At 35.7% G+C, this 17,275-nt stretch carries 16 protein-coding genes; 11 read left to right on the forward strand and 5 right to left on the reverse strand.

The window, feature by feature from the left end; genetic code table 11:
* Positions 1-66 precede the first annotated feature (66 nt).
* From glgB to DFR57_RS03250, 5 genes are read left to right on the forward strand one after another with little or no spacing between them, the layout of a single operon-like run.
* Positions 67-1,986 carry a 1,4-alpha-glucan branching protein GlgB gene (gene glgB, locus DFR57_RS03230; protein WP_114351711.1) on the forward strand — a complete coding sequence of 640 codons (1,920 nt, stop codon included), beginning with the start codon at positions 67-69 and terminating at the stop codon, positions 1,984-1,986.
* Positions 1,983-3,134 carry a glucose-1-phosphate adenylyltransferase gene (locus DFR57_RS03235; protein WP_114351712.1) on the forward strand — a complete coding sequence of 384 codons (1,152 nt, stop codon included), beginning with the start codon at positions 1,983-1,985 and terminating at the stop codon, positions 3,132-3,134. The genes glgB and DFR57_RS03235 overlap by 4 nt, the downstream gene beginning before the upstream one ends.
* Before the next feature lies 1 nt (position 3,135).
* Positions 3,136-4,242: a glucose-1-phosphate adenylyltransferase subunit GlgD gene (glgD, locus tag DFR57_RS03240; protein WP_114351713.1), complete on the forward strand. Its 1,107-nt coding sequence runs from the start codon at positions 3,136-3,138 to the stop codon at positions 4,240-4,242.
* Positions 4,243-4,258: 16 nt separating this feature from the next.
* Complete coding sequence (locus tag DFR57_RS03245) at positions 4,259-5,680, forward strand: glycogen synthase (protein WP_114351823.1); 1,422 nt, start codon at positions 4,259-4,261, stop codon at positions 5,678-5,680.
* Between the two features lie 45 nt (positions 5,681-5,725).
* Positions 5,726-8,140: a glycogen/starch/alpha-glucan phosphorylase gene (locus tag DFR57_RS03250; RefSeq protein ID WP_114351714.1), complete on the forward strand. Its 2,415-nt coding sequence runs from the start codon at positions 5,726-5,728 to the stop codon at positions 8,138-8,140.
* Between the two features lie 321 nt (positions 8,141-8,461).
* Here DFR57_RS03250 and DFR57_RS03255 read toward each other — a convergent pair whose 3' ends face one another.
* A complete protein-coding gene (locus DFR57_RS03255) occupies positions 8,462-9,535 on the reverse strand; it encodes an AI-2E family transporter (RefSeq protein ID WP_114351715.1) in 1,074 nt (357 codons plus the stop codon).
* A 335-nt stretch (positions 9,536-9,870) separates the two neighbouring features.
* Here DFR57_RS03255 and DFR57_RS03260 point away from each other — a divergent pair, with 335 nt between their 5' ends.
* The 4 genes from DFR57_RS03260 to DFR57_RS03275 all read left to right on the forward strand — a co-directional run bounded on the left by DFR57_RS03260 (position 9,871) and on the right by DFR57_RS03275 (position 12,755).
* Positions 9,871-10,356, forward strand: a complete 486-nt coding sequence (locus DFR57_RS03260; RefSeq protein ID WP_114351716.1) for an NUDIX hydrolase — start codon at positions 9,871-9,873, stop codon at positions 10,354-10,356.
* A gap of 63 nt (positions 10,357-10,419) precedes the next feature.
* Positions 10,420-11,076 carry an HAD family hydrolase gene (locus DFR57_RS03265; RefSeq protein WP_114351717.1) on the forward strand — a complete coding sequence of 219 codons (657 nt, stop codon included), beginning with the start codon at positions 10,420-10,422 and terminating at the stop codon, positions 11,074-11,076.
* Between the two features lie 250 nt (positions 11,077-11,326).
* A complete protein-coding gene (locus DFR57_RS03270) occupies positions 11,327-11,695 on the forward strand; it encodes a hypothetical protein (RefSeq protein WP_114351718.1) in 369 nt (122 codons plus the stop codon).
* A 271-nt stretch (positions 11,696-11,966) separates the two neighbouring features.
* Complete coding sequence (locus DFR57_RS03275) at positions 11,967-12,755, forward strand: alpha/beta hydrolase (RefSeq protein WP_114351719.1); 789 nt, start codon at positions 11,967-11,969, stop codon at positions 12,753-12,755.
* A 156-nt stretch (positions 12,756-12,911) separates the two neighbouring features.
* Here DFR57_RS03275 and DFR57_RS03280 read toward each other — a convergent pair whose 3' ends face one another.
* On the reverse strand, positions 12,912-13,124 hold the full coding sequence (locus DFR57_RS03280; protein ID WP_114351720.1) for a hypothetical protein: 213 nt from the start codon (positions 13,122-13,124) through the stop codon (positions 12,912-12,914).
* A gap of 272 nt (positions 13,125-13,396) precedes the next feature.
* Here DFR57_RS03280 and DFR57_RS03285 point away from each other — a divergent pair, with 272 nt between their 5' ends.
* A complete protein-coding gene (locus DFR57_RS03285; RefSeq protein ID WP_114351721.1) occupies positions 13,397-13,957 on the forward strand; it encodes a GNAT family N-acetyltransferase in 561 nt (186 codons plus the stop codon).
* A gap of 128 nt (positions 13,958-14,085) precedes the next feature.
* Positions 14,086-14,874, forward strand: coding sequence for a phosphotransferase (locus DFR57_RS03290; protein WP_114351722.1), 789 nt, complete (start codon positions 14,086-14,088; stop codon positions 14,872-14,874).
* A 77-nt stretch (positions 14,875-14,951) separates the two neighbouring features.
* Here DFR57_RS03290 and DFR57_RS03295 read toward each other — a convergent pair whose 3' ends face one another.
* From DFR57_RS03295 to DFR57_RS03305, 3 genes are all read right to left on the reverse strand, one after another.
* Positions 14,952-15,320, reverse strand: a complete 369-nt coding sequence (locus DFR57_RS03295) for a DUF4181 domain-containing protein (protein WP_114351723.1) — start codon at positions 15,318-15,320, stop codon at positions 14,952-14,954.
* A gap of 256 nt (positions 15,321-15,576) precedes the next feature.
* Positions 15,577-16,296 carry an ATP-binding cassette domain-containing protein gene (locus DFR57_RS03300; protein ID WP_170132893.1) on the reverse strand — a complete coding sequence of 240 codons (720 nt, stop codon included), beginning with the start codon at positions 16,294-16,296 and terminating at the stop codon, positions 15,577-15,579.
* 20 nt (positions 16,297-16,316) lie between these two features.
* Positions 16,317-17,060 (reverse strand): hypothetical protein, encoded by a 744-nt coding sequence (locus tag DFR57_RS03305; protein WP_114351725.1) that lies wholly within the window; start codon positions 17,058-17,060, stop codon positions 16,317-16,319.
* Between the last annotated feature and the right edge of the window lie 215 nt (positions 17,061-17,275).

Consider the following 17,275-nt stretch of genomic DNA (forward strand, 5'->3'; position numbering starts at 1 on the left):
TTACGTTTTGCTGGTCATAGAATAACAAGAGTTCTTTATATCTCTTAAAAGCCGAAAGGAGTCTCTATGTCTAAACTGATTGCAGAAGATGATATCTACCTTTTCCACCAAGGCACGCACTATCATAGCTACCAATTTCTTGGTTGCCATTATATTTCAGATGAAAATAAAACAGGTATGCGTTTTGCTGTGTGGGCTCCACATGCCAAAGCAGTAGAAGTGTGCGGTGATTTTAATAACTGGACGGGGAAGGATTTTCCCTTAGAGCGCGTAAATCAAGCCGGCTTATGGGTCGGTTTTTTTACAACAATCAAAGAAAATTCTCCTTATAAATACCGGATAACGCCTGCAAATGGACCTGACTTTTTAAAAGCTGATCCATATGCCTTTCAAACAGAGCTTCGGCCATTGACCGCTTCTCTGACACCTTCCTCTGCTTCCTATACGTGGAACGATCAAGAATGGGAAGCCAAAAGAAAAGAATTTGATCCATACACCTCCCCTATTCTGATTTATGAAATGCATGTTGGGACGTGGAAACAAAAAAAGGATGGCAGCTATTATACGTACCGTGAACTAGCTAAAGAATTAATCCCCTATGTGAAAGGGCTCGGCTATACCCATATTGAATTACTTCCTGTCACTGAGCATCCATTTGATCTATCTTGGGGCTACCAAATCACAGGCTATTACGCTCCAACGAGCAGATATGGAACGCCAAACGACTTCAAGTACTTTATCGATCAATGCCATCAGCATCACATCGGTGTGATTTTGGACTGGGTTCCCGGTCACTTTTGTAAAGATGAACAGGGATTGCGCCTTTTTGATGGGGAGCCTTTATATGAATACAGCGATCCAACTAAGGCAGAAAAAAGATCATGGGGCACGTTAACCTTTGATTTCGGACGACCGGAAGTACAGAGCTTCCTTATCTCTAACGCAATTTTTTGGCTAGAAGCGTACCATCTTGATGGGATTCGTGTCGATGCTGTTGCTAGTATGACGTCGCTCAATTTTGATCTCCCGGACGGGGAACCTCTTCGCGTAAACGGGCTGGGTGGCAGTGAAAATCTGGAAGCTATCGCCTTTTTAAAAAAATTAAATGAGGTTGTTTTTAAGCTTTATCCCACAACCTTAATGATGGCGGAGGATAGCTCTGATTTGCCTTTCATCAGTAAACCGACTTGGATGGGCGGCTTAGGCTTTAATTTCAAATGGAATATGGGCTGGATGAATGATGTGCTTCGCTATATGAAATACGAACCAATCCATCGTAAATATCATCATAATCTACTTACCTTCTCTCTTATGTATGCGTATAGCGAAAATTTTGTTCTTCCCTTTTCCCATGATGAGGTTGTGCACGGAAAAAAATCCTTACTCGATAAAATGCCAGGTGATATGTGGCAGCAATTTGCAAACCTCAGGCTGCTTTATGGCTATTTAATGACGCATCCGGGTAAAAAGCTTTTATTTATGGGCGGAGAATTCGGTCAGTACATCGAGTGGCGTGACCAGCACGAATTAGACTGGTTGCTACTTGATTATCCAATGCATTATGGCGTGCATCAGTATGTTACAGCATTAAATCATTTTTATCATAACCAACCGGCATTATTTCAGCTTGATCACGATCCGGCTGGATTTGAATGGGTTGATGCAGATAATACCGAGCAAAGCATTCTTATTTTTCACCGAAAAAGCACGGAGCCTGAAAACGATTTGCTTGTTTTATGTAACTTTACCCCACATGTTTACTACGATTTCAAAGTTGGAGTGAGCAGGCCTGGAACGTATCAAGAGATATTTAACTCGGACACTGCCTACTTTGGTGGATCTGATCAAATTAATAGCGGTCTCCATTACAGCTTTTCTGAGAGCTTCCATGGAAAGCCGCAGCACTTAAAAATAAAGGTACCACCTCTAGCAATCTGTATCTTCAAGCAGTTGCAAGAATCAACCGAAGAGGAGGATCAGCGATGAAAAAAGAATGTGTGACGATGCTTCTAGCAGGTGGTGCTGGAAAGCGTCTTGGTTTATTAACTCGTAATCTAGCAAAACCAGCAGTACCCTTTGGTGGAAGGTATCGCATTATTGATTTTGCATTAAGTAATTGTTTGAATTCACACATGTACACGGTAGGGGTGCTAACCCAATACTCCCCACTTAAACTGCATCAGCATATCGGCGTGGGAAAGCCTTGGGATTTAGATCGGATGGAGGATGGTCTGACGATTTTATCCCCTTATACAGAAACAAGCGGTGGCAATTGGTATCTCGGCACCGCTGATTCCATAACAAAGAATATCAATTTTATTGAACAGTACGATCCTAATTATTTAATCGTTCTTTCCGGTGACCATATTTATCACATGGATTACAACGAGCTCCTCAACCAACACAAGGAAAAACAGGCAGATGTTACGATTTCAGCTCTGGAGGTTCCTTGGAAAGAGACCTCTCGTTTTGGGATATTGAATACAACCGATGATTTAAGAATCTATGAATTTGAGGAAAAACCAACTAGCGCAAAAAACAATCTTGCCTCGATGGGCATTTATATATTTAATTGGGACATTTTAAAGCAATATTTAGAGGCTGACAGCACGAATGAATCCTCTAATCATGACTTTGGCCAGGATATTCTACCAGCGATGATTTTAGATCATAGAAAGCTTTACGCTTATAAATTTGAAGGGTACTGGAAAGACGTTGGTACAATTGAAAGCTACTGGGAAGCACACATGGATTTACTACGAGAAAACCTACATTTATCCTTAAACAATCGGAACTGGCGAACGTATTCACATGATTCAAATTTTGCCCCACAGCTTATTGGAGAAAATGCAGTTATTCATCATTCCTTAATCAATAATGGTTGTATTATTTCAGGCAATATTGATCATTCTGTCTTATTTGAAAATGTGCATATAGGTGATGGCAGTGTCATTATTAAATCCATCCTCCTTCCAGGGGCTCGAGTGGGCGATAATGTGTTGCTAGAAAGGGTTATTGTGCAAGAAAATGTGACTATCCCCAATAATACAAGAATTGTCGCTCACCCCGACGAGGACCCTGTTGTCCTTTCAAACGACAATATCGCTTATGTTTCATTAGGGGAGGAGGATTAAGATGACGACAATGATGGGGCTAATTAATTTAGAGCATGAACACGATTTTTTGAAGGAATTAACCTATTTCAGATGCGGGGCAGCAACACCTTTTGCAGGTCGGTATCGATTAATCGATTTTACGATTTCCAACATGGCAAAATCGAGTATTAGTGAGATTGCTATTTTCACGAAAAGTAAGTATCGCTCCCTTATCGAACATTTAGGTTCCGGGGCAGACTGGGATTTAAATAAACGCCATGGCGGCTTATTTATTCTGCCGCCTCACTGGGAGGATCCTACTGATATTTCTAAAGGTGATCTCAGACATTTTCGTAACAACTGGGACTACTTTGACAGAAGTAAATCCAATTATGTCTTAATTAGCGGCAGTCAGTTTATCTCGAATATGTTATATCGTGACTTATTCCACCACCACCTAAAGTCAGGCGCAGATGTCACCATGCTGACGACGAAATATGATCGCTTACTTCCTGAGCATGATAGCTGTCTGAAGGTCGAAGTAGACGAAGCGGGTGTTGTAGAAGACATCACGAATGACTTAAAAAACCCTCATGTTTTTTCCGGGGTATATGTTTTGCGAAAAGCTCTACTCTTAGAATTGATAGAGGACTGTATTGCCAATCATAAAACACATTTCTTTTTAGATGGGATTAAAGCAAATCTAGCGAGACTAAACGTTCATTCCTACAATTATCAGGGCTACAGTGCCGTCGTTAACTCGATCGATAGCTATTACCGTGAGAACCTGGCTTTACTTGAGAATAAAAACTATCAACAGCTTTTTCCGACCGGAGACCCTGTCTTCACCAAGATCAGTAATCAAGCACCGACTCAATATAAAGGCACCGCAAAGGTTGCTAAGTCCCTGATCGCAACCGGTGGTGTGATTGAAGGTGACGTGGAAAAAAGTATTCTATTCCGAGGCGTCCATGTTAGCACAGATGCCGTTGTAAAGAATTCAATCATCATGCCCCATTGCAAAATTGAAGCAGGGGCTCATCTTGAAAATGTCATCTTGGATAAGGATGTCACGGTGACCAAGGATCAAGTGCTAAAAGGAGCGAAGGAGCAACCATTTGTTATTGCAAAAAGAAAAACAGTATAAAGGGGATAAATTGTATATGGGGAAGAAAGTTTTATTTGTAGCCTCTGAGTGCACACCATTTGTAAAAACAGGAGGTCTTGCAGACGTAATTGGCTCCTTGCCACAAGCCTTACAACAAACTGAAAATATTGATGTCAGCGTCATGCTTCCACTCTACCAGGAGATTTGGGATAACTGGCAAAACCAGTTAACTAAAATTAACAGCCTTCCACTTAACGTAGGATGGCGAAAGCATGACGCAACTATTTATCACACCACACATCAGGGGATTCCCTTTTATTTTATAAAAAATGATTATTATTTTTCTAGACACGGCGTTTACGGCTATGAGGATGACGGAGAGCGTTATCTCTTTTTTTGTCAGGCCGTCATGGAGGCATTAAAGGTAATCGATTTTGAAGCGGACATCCTCCATGCCCATGATTGGCAAGCAGGATTAGCTATTGCATTTGCGAACATCACGCCACCAACTAAACAACTGAAAACTGTCTTTACAATCCACAATATCAAGTACCAGGGGATTTTATTGAAAGATGCTTATGCGGATTTATTTAATATTTCCGATGAACATATTGGTGGCTTAGAATGGGATGGGCTTTTAAATTGTATGAAAAGCGGGATTTTTCACGCCGACAAAATCACAACTGTAAGCCCCACTTATGCGGAAGAAATCACTTTCCCTTTTTACGGGGAAGGGTTAGACTCCATTATCCGAGAGCGGAAAAATGACGTCATCGGCATTTTAAATGGCATTGATCTAAATGACTACAATCCAAATACAGACCCACACCTAAATACAAAATACAGCTACTCCAGGATAAAAAAGAAAGAAAACAAAGAAATTCTCCAAAAGAAGCTCGGTTTAAAAGTAGATCCAGAAATACCGATGTATGTAATGATTACACGCCTGGTCGAACAAAAAGGACTCCACCTAGTTCAAGCCATTCTAGATGAATTTTTAAACGAAAATGTCCAATTTGTCCTATTAGGAACAGGCGATTACGAATTTGAAAACTTCTTTTATCATGCAGAAAAGCGAAACAAAGAAAAATTAGTGAGCTATTTAGGTTTTGACGAAGCATTAGCAAGACAAATCTATGCATCAGGCGATTTCTTTGTAATGCCTTCGTTGTTTGAACCTTGTGGGTTATCGCAACTCATTGCCCTCCAGTATAAAACTGTTCCGATCGTAAGAGAAACAGGTGGACTTAAGGATACTGTGACCCCTTTTAACGAGTATAGCTTAGAAGGAAATGGCTTCAGCTTTAAAAATTACAACGCACACGAACTGCTAGAACAATTAAAATATTCGCTCTCTATCTATCAAAACGAAGAAAAATGGCAAGCACTCCTTAAAAATGTCAATAAAAGCTACTATAGCTGGGATGACTCTGCTCATGCTTATGCAGACCTTTACCACGAATTACATCAAGCATGAGAGATTCAATTGGGTATGAACCACTTTTAAAAGGAGGGCATCAGCATGAAGGCATGGACCGTGGATACGTTTATAGAGGCGATTATGGAAGTGCGAAAAGCCCAATCGGATGAAAGATTAGAAAACACCACTGCGCGCGAGCTCTATGAGGCGATCAGCGCAGTGGTGAACCAGGAAATCAGTCAAAACTGGAGCAAAACAAAGGAAAGCTATGCGAGAAAAAAGCCGAAACAAATCTACTATTTATCGATGGAGTTTCTAATAGGAACCTTATTAAAAAGTAATTTATTGCATCACAATCTACTGGATATATCTAATGAGGCAATTATGCAGCTTGGTTTTGATCCGGATGAAATCTACCGACAGGAGCATGACCCCGGATTAGGTAATGGTGGCTTAGGCAGACTTGCTGCTTGTTTCTTAGATTCGATGGCATCCTTGCGCTATCCGGGGCACGGTTACGGCATTCGTTATCGCTATGGATTATTTGAACAACGCATGATTAATGGGTACCAAACAGAATTACCGGATTATTGGCTAGAAAACCCGTACCCCTGGGAAACGAGAAAAAAAGAGGAAGCAATTGAAATCGCATTTGGTGGCGAGGTCCATATGCATAAACGAACCAATGGAAAACTCGAATTCACCTACACAAATACCGAAAAAATATTGGCAGTCCCGTATGATATACCTGTTGTCGGTTATCAAAATAAGGTGGTAAACACGCTTCGTTTGTGGAGTGCAGAGCCAACGACGACAGAGGATGAATTAAAATCTGAAGCATACTACTATCAACTCGAGCACCAGCATTCTTTTGAACAAATTTCTGGGTTTTTGTATCCCGATGACTCAAGTATAGAAGGAAAGCAATTGCGCTTGAAGCAACAATATTTTCTCGTTGCCGCCAGTCTTAAGAATATTATTCGGGATTATAAAAAAACGATCCGTCATTCCTTGAAATTTCTTCCTGAACAGGTTGTCATTCAAATCAATGATACCCATCCTAGTTTAGCCATTCCGGAACTAGTGCGGATTTTAGTCGATGAAGAAGGCTTCGGTTGGAATGAGGCCTGGAGAATCACCACTAGGGTCTTCGCTTATACGAATCACACCATTATGAGTGAGGCTCTAGAAAAATGGCCAGTCGATATGATAAAAAAATTCCTGCCTCGCCTTTATATGATTATAGAGGAAATAAATGAGCGCTTCTGTCAGGGGATCTGGTTCGACCACCCAGAGCTCCGCGGGAAAATTCCCGACATGGCAGTGATTGCTGACAATCAAATTCATATGGCAAGACTTGCGATCATTGGCAGCTTTAGTGTAAATGGAGTCGCTAAATTACACACCGAAATTTTAAAAACACGGGAAATGAAAGACTTTTGTTCCCTTTATCCTCATCGCTTTAACAATAAAACAAACGGTATATCGCACCGTCGCTGGCTTGTTATGATTAATCCGCGTCTTTCAAACTTGATTTCCGAAACGATTAGTCCACTTTGGATCAACCGGCCAAGAGAGTTAACCCATTTACTTCGTCACACAAACGAGCCATCCATACTAGAAAAACTCGATCAAATTAAACAACAGAATAAAGAAGAATTAGCAAATTTCATCCATAAGTTGACTGGTATTCTTGTCGATGAAAAATCAATTTTCGATGTCCAAATCAAAAGACTGCACGAATATAAGCGGCAGCTACTCAATATCTTCCATGTTATCTATTTATACAATGAACTAAAGGATAATCCACACTTAGATATTACTCCAAGAACCTTTATATTTGCCGCTAAAGCAGCACCTAGCTACTATTTTGCTAAAGAAGTGATTAAATTAATTAATACTGTTGCTACCGTTGTAAATGGCGATAAAAGTTTACAGGGAAAGTTAAAGGTAGTCTTCCTTGAAAATTATAATGTAAGCCTAGCAGAAAAAATCATTCCAGCAGCCGATCTAAGTGAACAAATATCAACGGCGGGAAAAGAAGCATCAGGTACAGGTAATATGAAGATGATGATGAATGGTGCCTTAACTATCGGCACTTTAGACGGAGCAAATATCGAAATTAAAAACCTGATCAACAGATCCAATATCTTTATTTTTGGTTTAAAAGCAGAAGAGGTCTATGATTATTATCATAATGGCGAGTATCGTGCCAATGAGGTCTATCAAAATGATGAAAGAATTCACCAGATCCTAGATCAATTAAAAGACGGGCTAGTTGGCAATCAGGAATTTAAGGATATCTGTTTTCATATCCTCTCGACCAATGATCCGTACTTTACCCTGAAGGATTTTGATGCGTATGTCGAAACTCAACAACTAGTAGATCAAGCCTATCGAAATCGCAAAAAATGGCTTGCTAAAAGCCTTATTAACATTGCCCATTCGGGTAAGTTTTCCAGTGACCATACCATTCAGGAATATGCGACTGGTATTTGGAAGATAAAAAAGATGTAAGAATAAATGGAAATCTTCGGAGTTAGCCATCACCTAGTTAATCCACACCTAGAATCTTATGTAGAATATAAACGCTACGGCATGCCCACTTCGCTTTCCTGTGGGCATGCTCTTCAGCTAACTTCGAAAAGAAAAGCACTTTTCAAAGTGGATCTTCAGAACATGCTAATCCACCAGGAGTCGAAGTGGACGCCTACGCTAAGTAGAATACTGTAATATTAACGATTTTTTATTTTTTGTCTCACAAGCAGAAATCATCCAAAAGTAGACCATCTACTTTGGATGATTTTTTGAGTTAAACTATTTCCCATCCCACTTCTTTTAAGGCCGAATCGTTTCTCGGTATAATTTAATATACCTTACTAAATTTATCGCCAGTACTTTTCCTACTGCATACACAGGTACTGCGATGACCATACCAATAAAACCAGCTAGCGGCATTGCAATCACCAGTAATAATATAATAGTCAGCGGATGCACCTTCAGGCGAGAACCTAAAACGGTTGGTGCTACTAAATTCCCTTCCAGCTGTTGCACGATGATCAAAATAATCAAGACATAAATCGCCATCACAGGGTCTTGCATTAACGCAACAATCAAAGCAGGAATCACACCAATAATTGGCCCGAAAAACGGAACAACAGCAGTCACCATCACAAAAATTCCAAGCAGAAGTGCATATGGCAACCCGATGATGAGATATCCAAGATACATTAGTACACCATCAACAAACGCTACGGTTACTTGTCCAATGATATAAGCAGCAATCGTTTTGTCCACATTCGATAGTAGTGATTTTGCCTCCTGCCTCTTCTCCCCTTTTAAAAATTTGGTCGCAAACGGCAAGAACTTCTTTCGATCCTTCAAAAAGAAGAATACCAATATAGGGACAATAATCATAATAGTAGCGGCACCCATAACAGTCGTAAACACCTCAGTGAAGTGCTCACCCATACGCTGTGTTAAATTACTAAAATACTGGGTAATTTCATGCTCAATTGAATTCGGTGAAAGTAGCCCCATATCCTTTTTCTCTACTTCCAATTTCGCTTTATCAGCCATTTCTCTTAGCTTACTCGGTAAATGGGAGAAATCCTCGACTTCCTTTCGTATCGTTGAAGCTAAAAAATATCCTGCACCATAAATAATTCCTGCAACCGAAATAAAAGTAATGATAATTGCCACCACGTTAGGTACATGTAGCTTTTTAGAAGTGAATTCCACCACAGGTCTTAATATGTAGAACAAAAATCCAGCGATTAAAATCGGATAAAATAATGTCTTAAATATCGTCAAAAAAGGATCGAACATATTCATTAATTTCATAAAAAATAAAGCAATTAATAAAAGAATAAAAGCGGTAATATATTTATAATAAGAGTCCTTCCACCACATCCCTATCAGCTCCCTCCTTTCATTCATTCACTTATTGGGACGTTTTCAAACTATATTTTTTTCACATAAAGGCCAAGTTCTTCCTCAGGGCATGATTTTTAAAAATGCTTCGCGGGTTTAATATTTAATATATACTCTAATTTTATTTGTGAGTAGCTAATATTAACTTGCTAAGTATGCTGTTAATGAGACTGTTACGGGGAATGGTTTTATATATTTCAATCGGGTAATTGTAATTTTATGTTAAAATAAATGCAAAGATTGTGACAGTTTGTGTTTAAAGAAATAGGAAATTTACGTGAATAAGTGTGAAGGAAACTTGGGAGGGTTATTTTTTGTCTGATAAAAAATACCACAGGGCTTTTGGTGTATATGGAATATGTTTGGGAGACGGAAAGCTATTAGTGATAAATAAAAATAGTGGTCCTTATATTAACAGATATGACCTTCCTGGAGGAAGCTTAGAAGAAGGTGAATCTTTATCCACCGCTATGAAAAGAGAGTTCCAAGAAGAAACAGGACTAAAAATTGAGATTGAACAAAATATTGGTGTCATTGATTTTAAAGTACCTTGGTCGTGGAAGGATTTTACCGATGTTCACCATATTGCAGTCTATTATACTGTTAATAAAATAGATGGAAAGTTAAGTATTCCTAAACAATTCGATGGACAAGATTCACTTGGAGCAATGTGGATATCGGAAAATGATGTATCGTCTGACAATGCTTCCCCACTTGTCCTAAAAGCCTTTGAATGGATAAGAACTAAAAATTTAGGGATTGATGTAAAAACTTATAAAAATTGGACTGTCTTAAAATAATGACAGAATCATTCAACAGAAATTGAAAATTGTTGACTAATTAGCAGTAGAGGGAGAATTGACATGAGAAAATATAAAATTATTTTATTTGATTTAGATGGAACACTTTCAGATCCAAAGGTAGGTATAACTAAATCTGTGCAATATGCATTAGAGAAAATGAACATAGTTGAGTCTGATATTGATAAACTAGAATGCTTTATTGGCCCACCACTACAAGTATCATTCGCTGAATTCTACCATTTTGATAAAGTAGATACACAAAAAGCAATAGATTTTTACAGAGAGAGATTTAAGGAAAAGGGAATGTATGAGAATCAATTATATCCAGAGATTTCCAAACTATTAAAATCGTTAAAACAAGAAGGGGTTACGTTAGTGGTTGCCACTTCAAAGCCCACTGTGTTTGCCGAACAAATATTAAAGTATTTTAATATTGACCAGTATTTTGAACTTATTGTCGGAAGCAATCTGGATGGCACAAGATCGTCAAAAACAGAAATTATTCAATACATATTAGATAAGTATAATGATCATGAACTTAGTGACTTTATTATGATTGGAGATAGGAAACACGATATTATTGGTGCAAATAATACAGCAATTAACTCTATTGCCGTCACTTATGGATATGGTGCACTTGAGGAACTAAGCCTTTCCAAACCTACTTATATCGCCAAAAGCGTTAAGCAATTAAAAGATATTTTGATGGCTGATTAGATAAATAACCTATACATATAAAACATACAGTTGCAATTTAATAAGAACAGCTATCACTTTATCTTCAATAAGCGAAGTCTAGTTATAAATTTTCAGATCATGAAGATTTGAAAACAGGATACAACGAACTTATCGAATATATGCTCCAAAAAAGAAAAGAGATTAGATACAATAGCAATTTCAATTAAACTATTAAATTTAAAGTTATCAAACTATCGTGGCAAGAGTGCGTATAAAAGAGGATGATTAGATGAGAATTTTTCTAATTTTATTAACTTTAATTTTAGCTTTATTAGGCTGTAGTAGTAATGAAATAGATAATGCTGAATCTCCTTCTAACCCAACTGAAAAAACAAATGAAGAAAAAGCAGAAGCTAATCCAGATTATCATAATATGTTTATTGAGGATATAAAGGAAAATAGTATCGTTATCGCCCCACATGCCACTGACCCAGAGGCTTCTTACCCTGTTTATGAGATATTTTTCAATCAAAACACCAAGATAGAAGGCAATAAACAAAAATTTGATGAATTAAGCATAAATGATGACCTAAAAGTATGGACTAAAAAAATAGATGATGATAAAAAAATTGCTGTAAAGATATATGTATATAAATAAACGCTTCCTCCATTAACCAGTGCTTTAGTTAACCTGGTAGATCACAATTCTTATCAACTATAAAGTGAGAAGATGACATGTAAAGATCTTATATCGCCAAAAGTGTTAAGCAATTAAAAGATATTTTAATGGATAATCATGCAGACAAATAATATTTACATCTTAAAATCACTTTAGAGATATCTAAAGAACAGAAATCACTTTATCAATAATGACCCAAGTTTAGTTATAAAATAGATGAAGGAAAATTATAAGAAGGTTGTGTCCTACCATGAATAGTTTAAAGTTTGATTTCCCAGTAACTGAGAAAACCTATAAAGAAGTAGAGAATAGAAAGCTGAGTTTGTATATATTTGAGCCAAAAGGAAATCAAAGAGAAAGACCTGCTATTCTATTTTTTAATGGAGGTAGCTTTAAAACGAAACCAAAAACTCCAGTTCAATTCCAACATCAAGCACACTACTTTTCAACTAATGGAATGGTTGCAATTTGTGTTGACTATCGAAATGGCTCGGATGAAGGTTTCTTACCAACTCAAGCAATTTATGACGTTAAATCCGCTGTGAGATACGTAAGAAGAAATGCTTCTGATTTAGGTGTAGATCCGGACAAAATTGTAGTATGCGGTGCCTCAGCTGGAGGATATATTACTATTTCCTCTATTATGCTCGATAATTTAAACGATGATAACGAATATGATAATCAAAGCACTGAGCACCTTCCTAACTTTTTAATTATTTTTGCTGCTGGAATGGATGGTGTTGACATAATGAAAAGAAGATATCCTCAATTACTCGACAACGCAATTGAACTATCACCTATACATAATATTAAAAAATGCTTACCGACTACATTGTGGCTTTGTGGTACAGGCGACGATCTTTATGAAAACAATACTAATTTTATTAATCTCATGAACCAAGAAGGAAATAATATAATCTTAAAAACATTTGAAAATTTGGAGCACGGCTTTTTTAATTATGGAAGACATCAAAACGAATATTTTCATAAAACGAAATTTGAAATTGAGAAATATTTACAATCAATAAATATTATTTAATATCTGGATCTTATAAAGAATGAACGTTATTTTCTTTTTGCTTACAAGCCCCTAAAGAGAAATCATTTATAACTTGATGCCGCATTAGCTACTGGGGCAAAAGTAGAAAGGAATAATTAGAATAATCTTCATTTGTTTCTTTACTAGTTTTTTCACTTATTCATTTCTCACTTTATTTGGTATAAAATACTTGAAAATAATTACAATAAGTAGAAAAATACCAAATAACCACGTTAAAGTAATATTTTCGAGATTATACATATAATTTAAAGTTAATACAATAGCTATATATAATACAATAAAACTATAAAATATCTTTTTAGACAACAATGAATCACCACCTCTTAGTTTTTTATGATTGTTAATCATGGATAAAATCTCTCCCGATTTATATCTTTCCTTAAAAAGTTTTATCAGTTATCAATCTTTTTTCAATTTTATTCCATTTAAAGTAGTATAATTTACATTAATGAATTTTGTCTACAAAATTTTTCGTTAAAAATCTACCTATTATAGATACTAGATATTCTTTTGTCTCTATTAATTTTCAATTTCTTCGTTAACATAAAAACCTAAAATATATGACTATAAACATTTGTGAAATGCTCATTTACAACAATAATAACTGAGGAGAGTTTCCTATGACTAAAGAAAGTTTAGCATTTCCTATACTGGAGACTGAAAGATTAATATTAAGAAAAATTACTCCTGATGATGCGAACAGCATTTTGAGTTATCTGTCTGATGAAGAAGTAATGAAGTATTATGGGTTAGAACCTTTTAACACCATCAACGATGCCTTGGACGAGATTTCATGGTATCAATCAATACATACTAATAGTACGGGGATTAGATGGGGAATTACTTTAAAAGAGAAAGGAATTGTTATTGGTAGTTGCGGTTTTCATAACATTAATCCTCAGCATTTCCGTACTGAAATTGGCTTTGAATTGAGTAAAGAACAGTGGAGAAAAGGTATAGCTGTTGAGGCTGTTGAAGCTATACTAAGTTATGGTTTTGAATATATGAATTTTCAACGCATAGAAGCATTAATAGAGCCACCGAATATACCATCACAAAAGTTAGTGGAAAAATTGGGATTCATTAGAGAAGGATTATTAAGGAATTATGAATTTACATGTGGTAAATTTGATGATCTATATATGTATTCTTTGTTGAAGCAAGACTTTGATAATATTTAAAATAGTTAGACTCAAAATATATTTAATGTTTAATTGTTGAAATATCAACTTAAAGTAACAACTGTTTTTGTTTATCATGCGTGCCATAGTTTGAATTACATAGAAGACCATTAAAGGAGGACCTATTATTGCCAAACCATGAAGATGAAGAGGTTCTAACAGGTGGAAATGTCTCTAACGTTTTTCGGTTAGGTGATACGGTTAGACGTGAATTAAATCCAGACAGTCCTAAAATTCATAGACTATTAAAACATTTAGAGAAGAAAGGTTTCAGTTATGCACCAAAGTTCTTAGGTATTGATGAAAAAGGAAGAGAAATATTATCATTTATTGATGGAGAAGCTGGGAATGATCCATTAAAAGATTATATGTGGTCTAATGATAGTTTGAAAGAAATAGCAAAGATGCTCCGTCTTTACCATGATGCTGTGAGTGATTTCTCCATAACAGATGAATGGAAACCAATAGATAATACGCCAGATAATATTGAAGTATTATGTCATAATGACTTTGCTAGGTACAATATAATTTTCAGTAACAAAAGACCTGTAGGTATTATTGATTTTGACGTTACAGGACCAGGCCCAAGACTTTGGGACATAGCCTATACCTTATACACATGCGTTCCCTTAAGTAGATTTTATCTTTCCGAAACAGGTAAGAAAATTTACTATAATTCCAAAGATGCCAATCGGATAAAACAAAGAGTAAATTTGTTTTTTGATTCTTATGGCATGTCTAAAGAAAAGGATTATTTAGATATCGTATTGCTACGATTAGAAGGGTTATGTAAAACGATTAAAAGAAAAGCAAGTGACGGTGACATTGCATTTCAAACCATGATAGATGAAGGACATCTTGAACATTATCAACATGATATTGACTTCATTCGTGATCATGGAAAAGAGTGGATTTAAAGATGATTTTGTATATACACTCAGAATAATTTCAGCTGATTTTTAGGAGCGATGTCATTATGAGTTTTGAGGACTATTTAAATGAACCAACTAACTACACAATAAATTACTAATATCAATACACCTATAATTAATGCAGATAGGATAGATGCCTTATACACCTTTGGATCTTCTAAATGTTTCCATTCTGTATAAATGGTAAAACCTATAAAAATATAGAAAAAAATAATTGTCACAATTAGCTCATTATCTTCAAAAAAGAAACGCCAAATAATTAAATATAAAGCCAGTATAAATATACTGCCCCTTTTGTGAAAGGAATTTAAATAGTCTGGATTATCTTTATCATCCACCTTCATCCATTTTCTAATTAATTTATCAATTAGAGCACCTAAAACTAATCCAACAATAATTATTACTGAAATATTTATGGAATTAATGAGCAAACAACCTCCTTAAACTGTATAAATGGTATTAATCATAAGTTTTAAATCTATTAAAGCTTCTTAATTATGTTTTCATTTCTATATAAAAATCAACTTCTTATGATGTAGAATAGCCGAGCATAGGTGGGATACTCCTATTGAAAGTAATGGTCAATTAGCATACCTTTTTTCTTTTGGAATGTATGTGAGACTGTCCCTACCATAAGTTATTTGGAGGTTATGCTGACAAAAAAGTAGTGTGGGAGTAATTATGCTTTTATCCATGATTAGAAGCCCCTTTGTTCACCAGTAAATTTTGGAAAGCTTTATTCGGATTACGGTCTTTATCTTCTGCTACAAATTCTTGATAAGACCCTTGAAAAATCAATTCACCCTTATTAATAAAGAAAATATCGCAATCTACATTTTCCAATTCATGTAAAATGTGAGTAGACATTAATACATATCTATCCTTATCTACCATTGAATTAATTGTCCGCATTACTTCTTCTCTAGCGTTGGGATCCAAACCTGCAGTGGGTTCATCAAAAATATGTAACTTTCTATCTAGCAAACAAATAGTACGAACTAATAACCATCTTCTTTCTCCTACTGACATGTCACCCATTCTCATTTTCCGTAACCGATTCAGCTTTTCATAATCATTATCATTCAAATTATTTTTCATTTTTTCGACAGCAGTAGTTTCTTTTTTCCTTTCTGTATTTAAAAAGAGTTTTACGTAGTCATCTCCCTTAAGAGTCATAGGAATACTAAAGGTTTGTTGCTGATAGCAAATATCCTCCTGTGGGAGCATATTGAAAAATCCACTTGGTCTCTTTAAAGCACCAGAAATCAAATCGAACAATGTGGTTTTCCCTGCACCATTTTCCCCTAAAATAATATTTAGTTTTCCTTTTGAAAACGTCAAACTTAAATTTTCCAATGCCTTTTCTGGACTTTTTTTATATTGATAATTAACTTCCTGCAGTTTCACAAAAACACCCTTTCTGGCAATTATCTTTGTGTTAGCGAAGTAACACCAACACGGTTAATTATTAATAACCCTATTCCTATATAAATTACAATACCAATCAATATGACAATCCCTTGATTTATATCGAAGCTAGCGTTCCACACCACATCGCTTATTAATAGTGATAAATCATAGGTTAAAGCAGCTGGATTAATAATAGTAAAAATAGTATTGATAACACTCGATTGGAAATCGAAGGTTACTGTATTTACTAAAAGCACAATAACTAACATAAAAGCCGGAGCTATTGTTTCTTGTCGAACTGATAGAGTAGGTATCACTAAAGCTAGAAAAGACAAGGGTACGCTTATGACGGCTGCCAATAATATTACATTAATAGTTAACAAAAAAACATTTAATTGAAATAGGAAACCTATAGTAACCGTAAATACGAATAGAACAACAAATAAATACAAGATTTGAGAAAACATTTTCCCAATAATTATTGGTGTCTTAGAACCAGAAATAAATGAAAAAACCTTTAAAAACCCATTCTCTCTATTAATTAATAAGGCAATTCCATATCCACTAAAAATCGATAACAAAATGATAAACGTCCAAAAAGCTGATACAATACTCATATAGTAATCAGGTGTTTCATTAATCCAACTATAATTAGTGAACAACATAAATGCTATTGGAATGATAAGTGTATAAAAGCCCGTCATTTTATTCGCGAGATTTTCTTTATTAAAATATTTAAAGTATTCAATCGTTTGATTCACATTTTTCTCCTCCTGTATGGAAACGGAATAGACAGAAATTTAGTAGGAACTCTAACCCCATATAAATATATAGGTAAAGTAACGGTTATCGGGGCAATCATTTGATTAAGCAATAGGATCTAAGTGGACCGATCATCCTTATTTTTCTATATATGGGATTAAATACAAATTATAACACAATTAAATTTCCTCCAAAAATTATTTTCATTTCAATG

It is taken from the genome of Saliterribacillus persicus, from assembly GCF_003337485.1.
GTDB classification, from domain to species: Bacteria; Bacillota; Bacilli; order Bacillales; family Amphibacillaceae; genus Saliterribacillus; species Saliterribacillus persicus.

Bases quoted from the DNA above. Each gene is read 5' to 3' on its own strand.
- glgB (WP_114351711.1), top strand. From the start codon at position 67: ATGTCTAAACTGATTGCAGAAGATGATATCTACCTTTTCCACCAAGGC.
- DFR57_RS03235 (WP_114351712.1), top strand. From the start codon at position 1,983: ATGAAAAAAGAATGTGTGACGATGCTTCTAGCAGGTGGTGCTGGAAAG.
- glgD (WP_114351713.1), top strand. From the start codon at position 3,136: ATGACGACAATGATGGGGCTAATTAATTTAGAGCATGAACACGATTTT.
- DFR57_RS03245 (WP_114351823.1), top strand. From the start codon at position 4,259: ATGGGGAAGAAAGTTTTATTTGTAGCCTCTGAGTGCACACCATTTGTA.
- DFR57_RS03250 (WP_114351714.1), top strand. From the start codon at position 5,726: ATGAAGGCATGGACCGTGGATACGTTTATAGAGGCGATTATGGAAGTG.
- DFR57_RS03255 (WP_114351715.1), bottom strand. From the start codon at position 9,535: ATGTGGTGGAAGGACTCTTATTATAAATATATTACCGCTTTTATTCTT.
- DFR57_RS03265 (WP_114351717.1), top strand. From the start codon at position 10,420: ATGAGAAAATATAAAATTATTTTATTTGATTTAGATGGAACACTTTCA.
- DFR57_RS03270 (WP_114351718.1), top strand. From the start codon at position 11,327: ATGAGAATTTTTCTAATTTTATTAACTTTAATTTTAGCTTTATTAGGC.
- DFR57_RS03275 (WP_114351719.1), top strand. From the start codon at position 11,967: ATGAATAGTTTAAAGTTTGATTTCCCAGTAACTGAGAAAACCTATAAA.
- DFR57_RS03280 (WP_114351720.1), bottom strand. From the start codon at position 13,124: ATGATTAACAATCATAAAAAACTAAGAGGTGGTGATTCATTGTTGTCT.
- DFR57_RS03285 (WP_114351721.1), top strand. From the start codon at position 13,397: ATGACTAAAGAAAGTTTAGCATTTCCTATACTGGAGACTGAAAGATTA.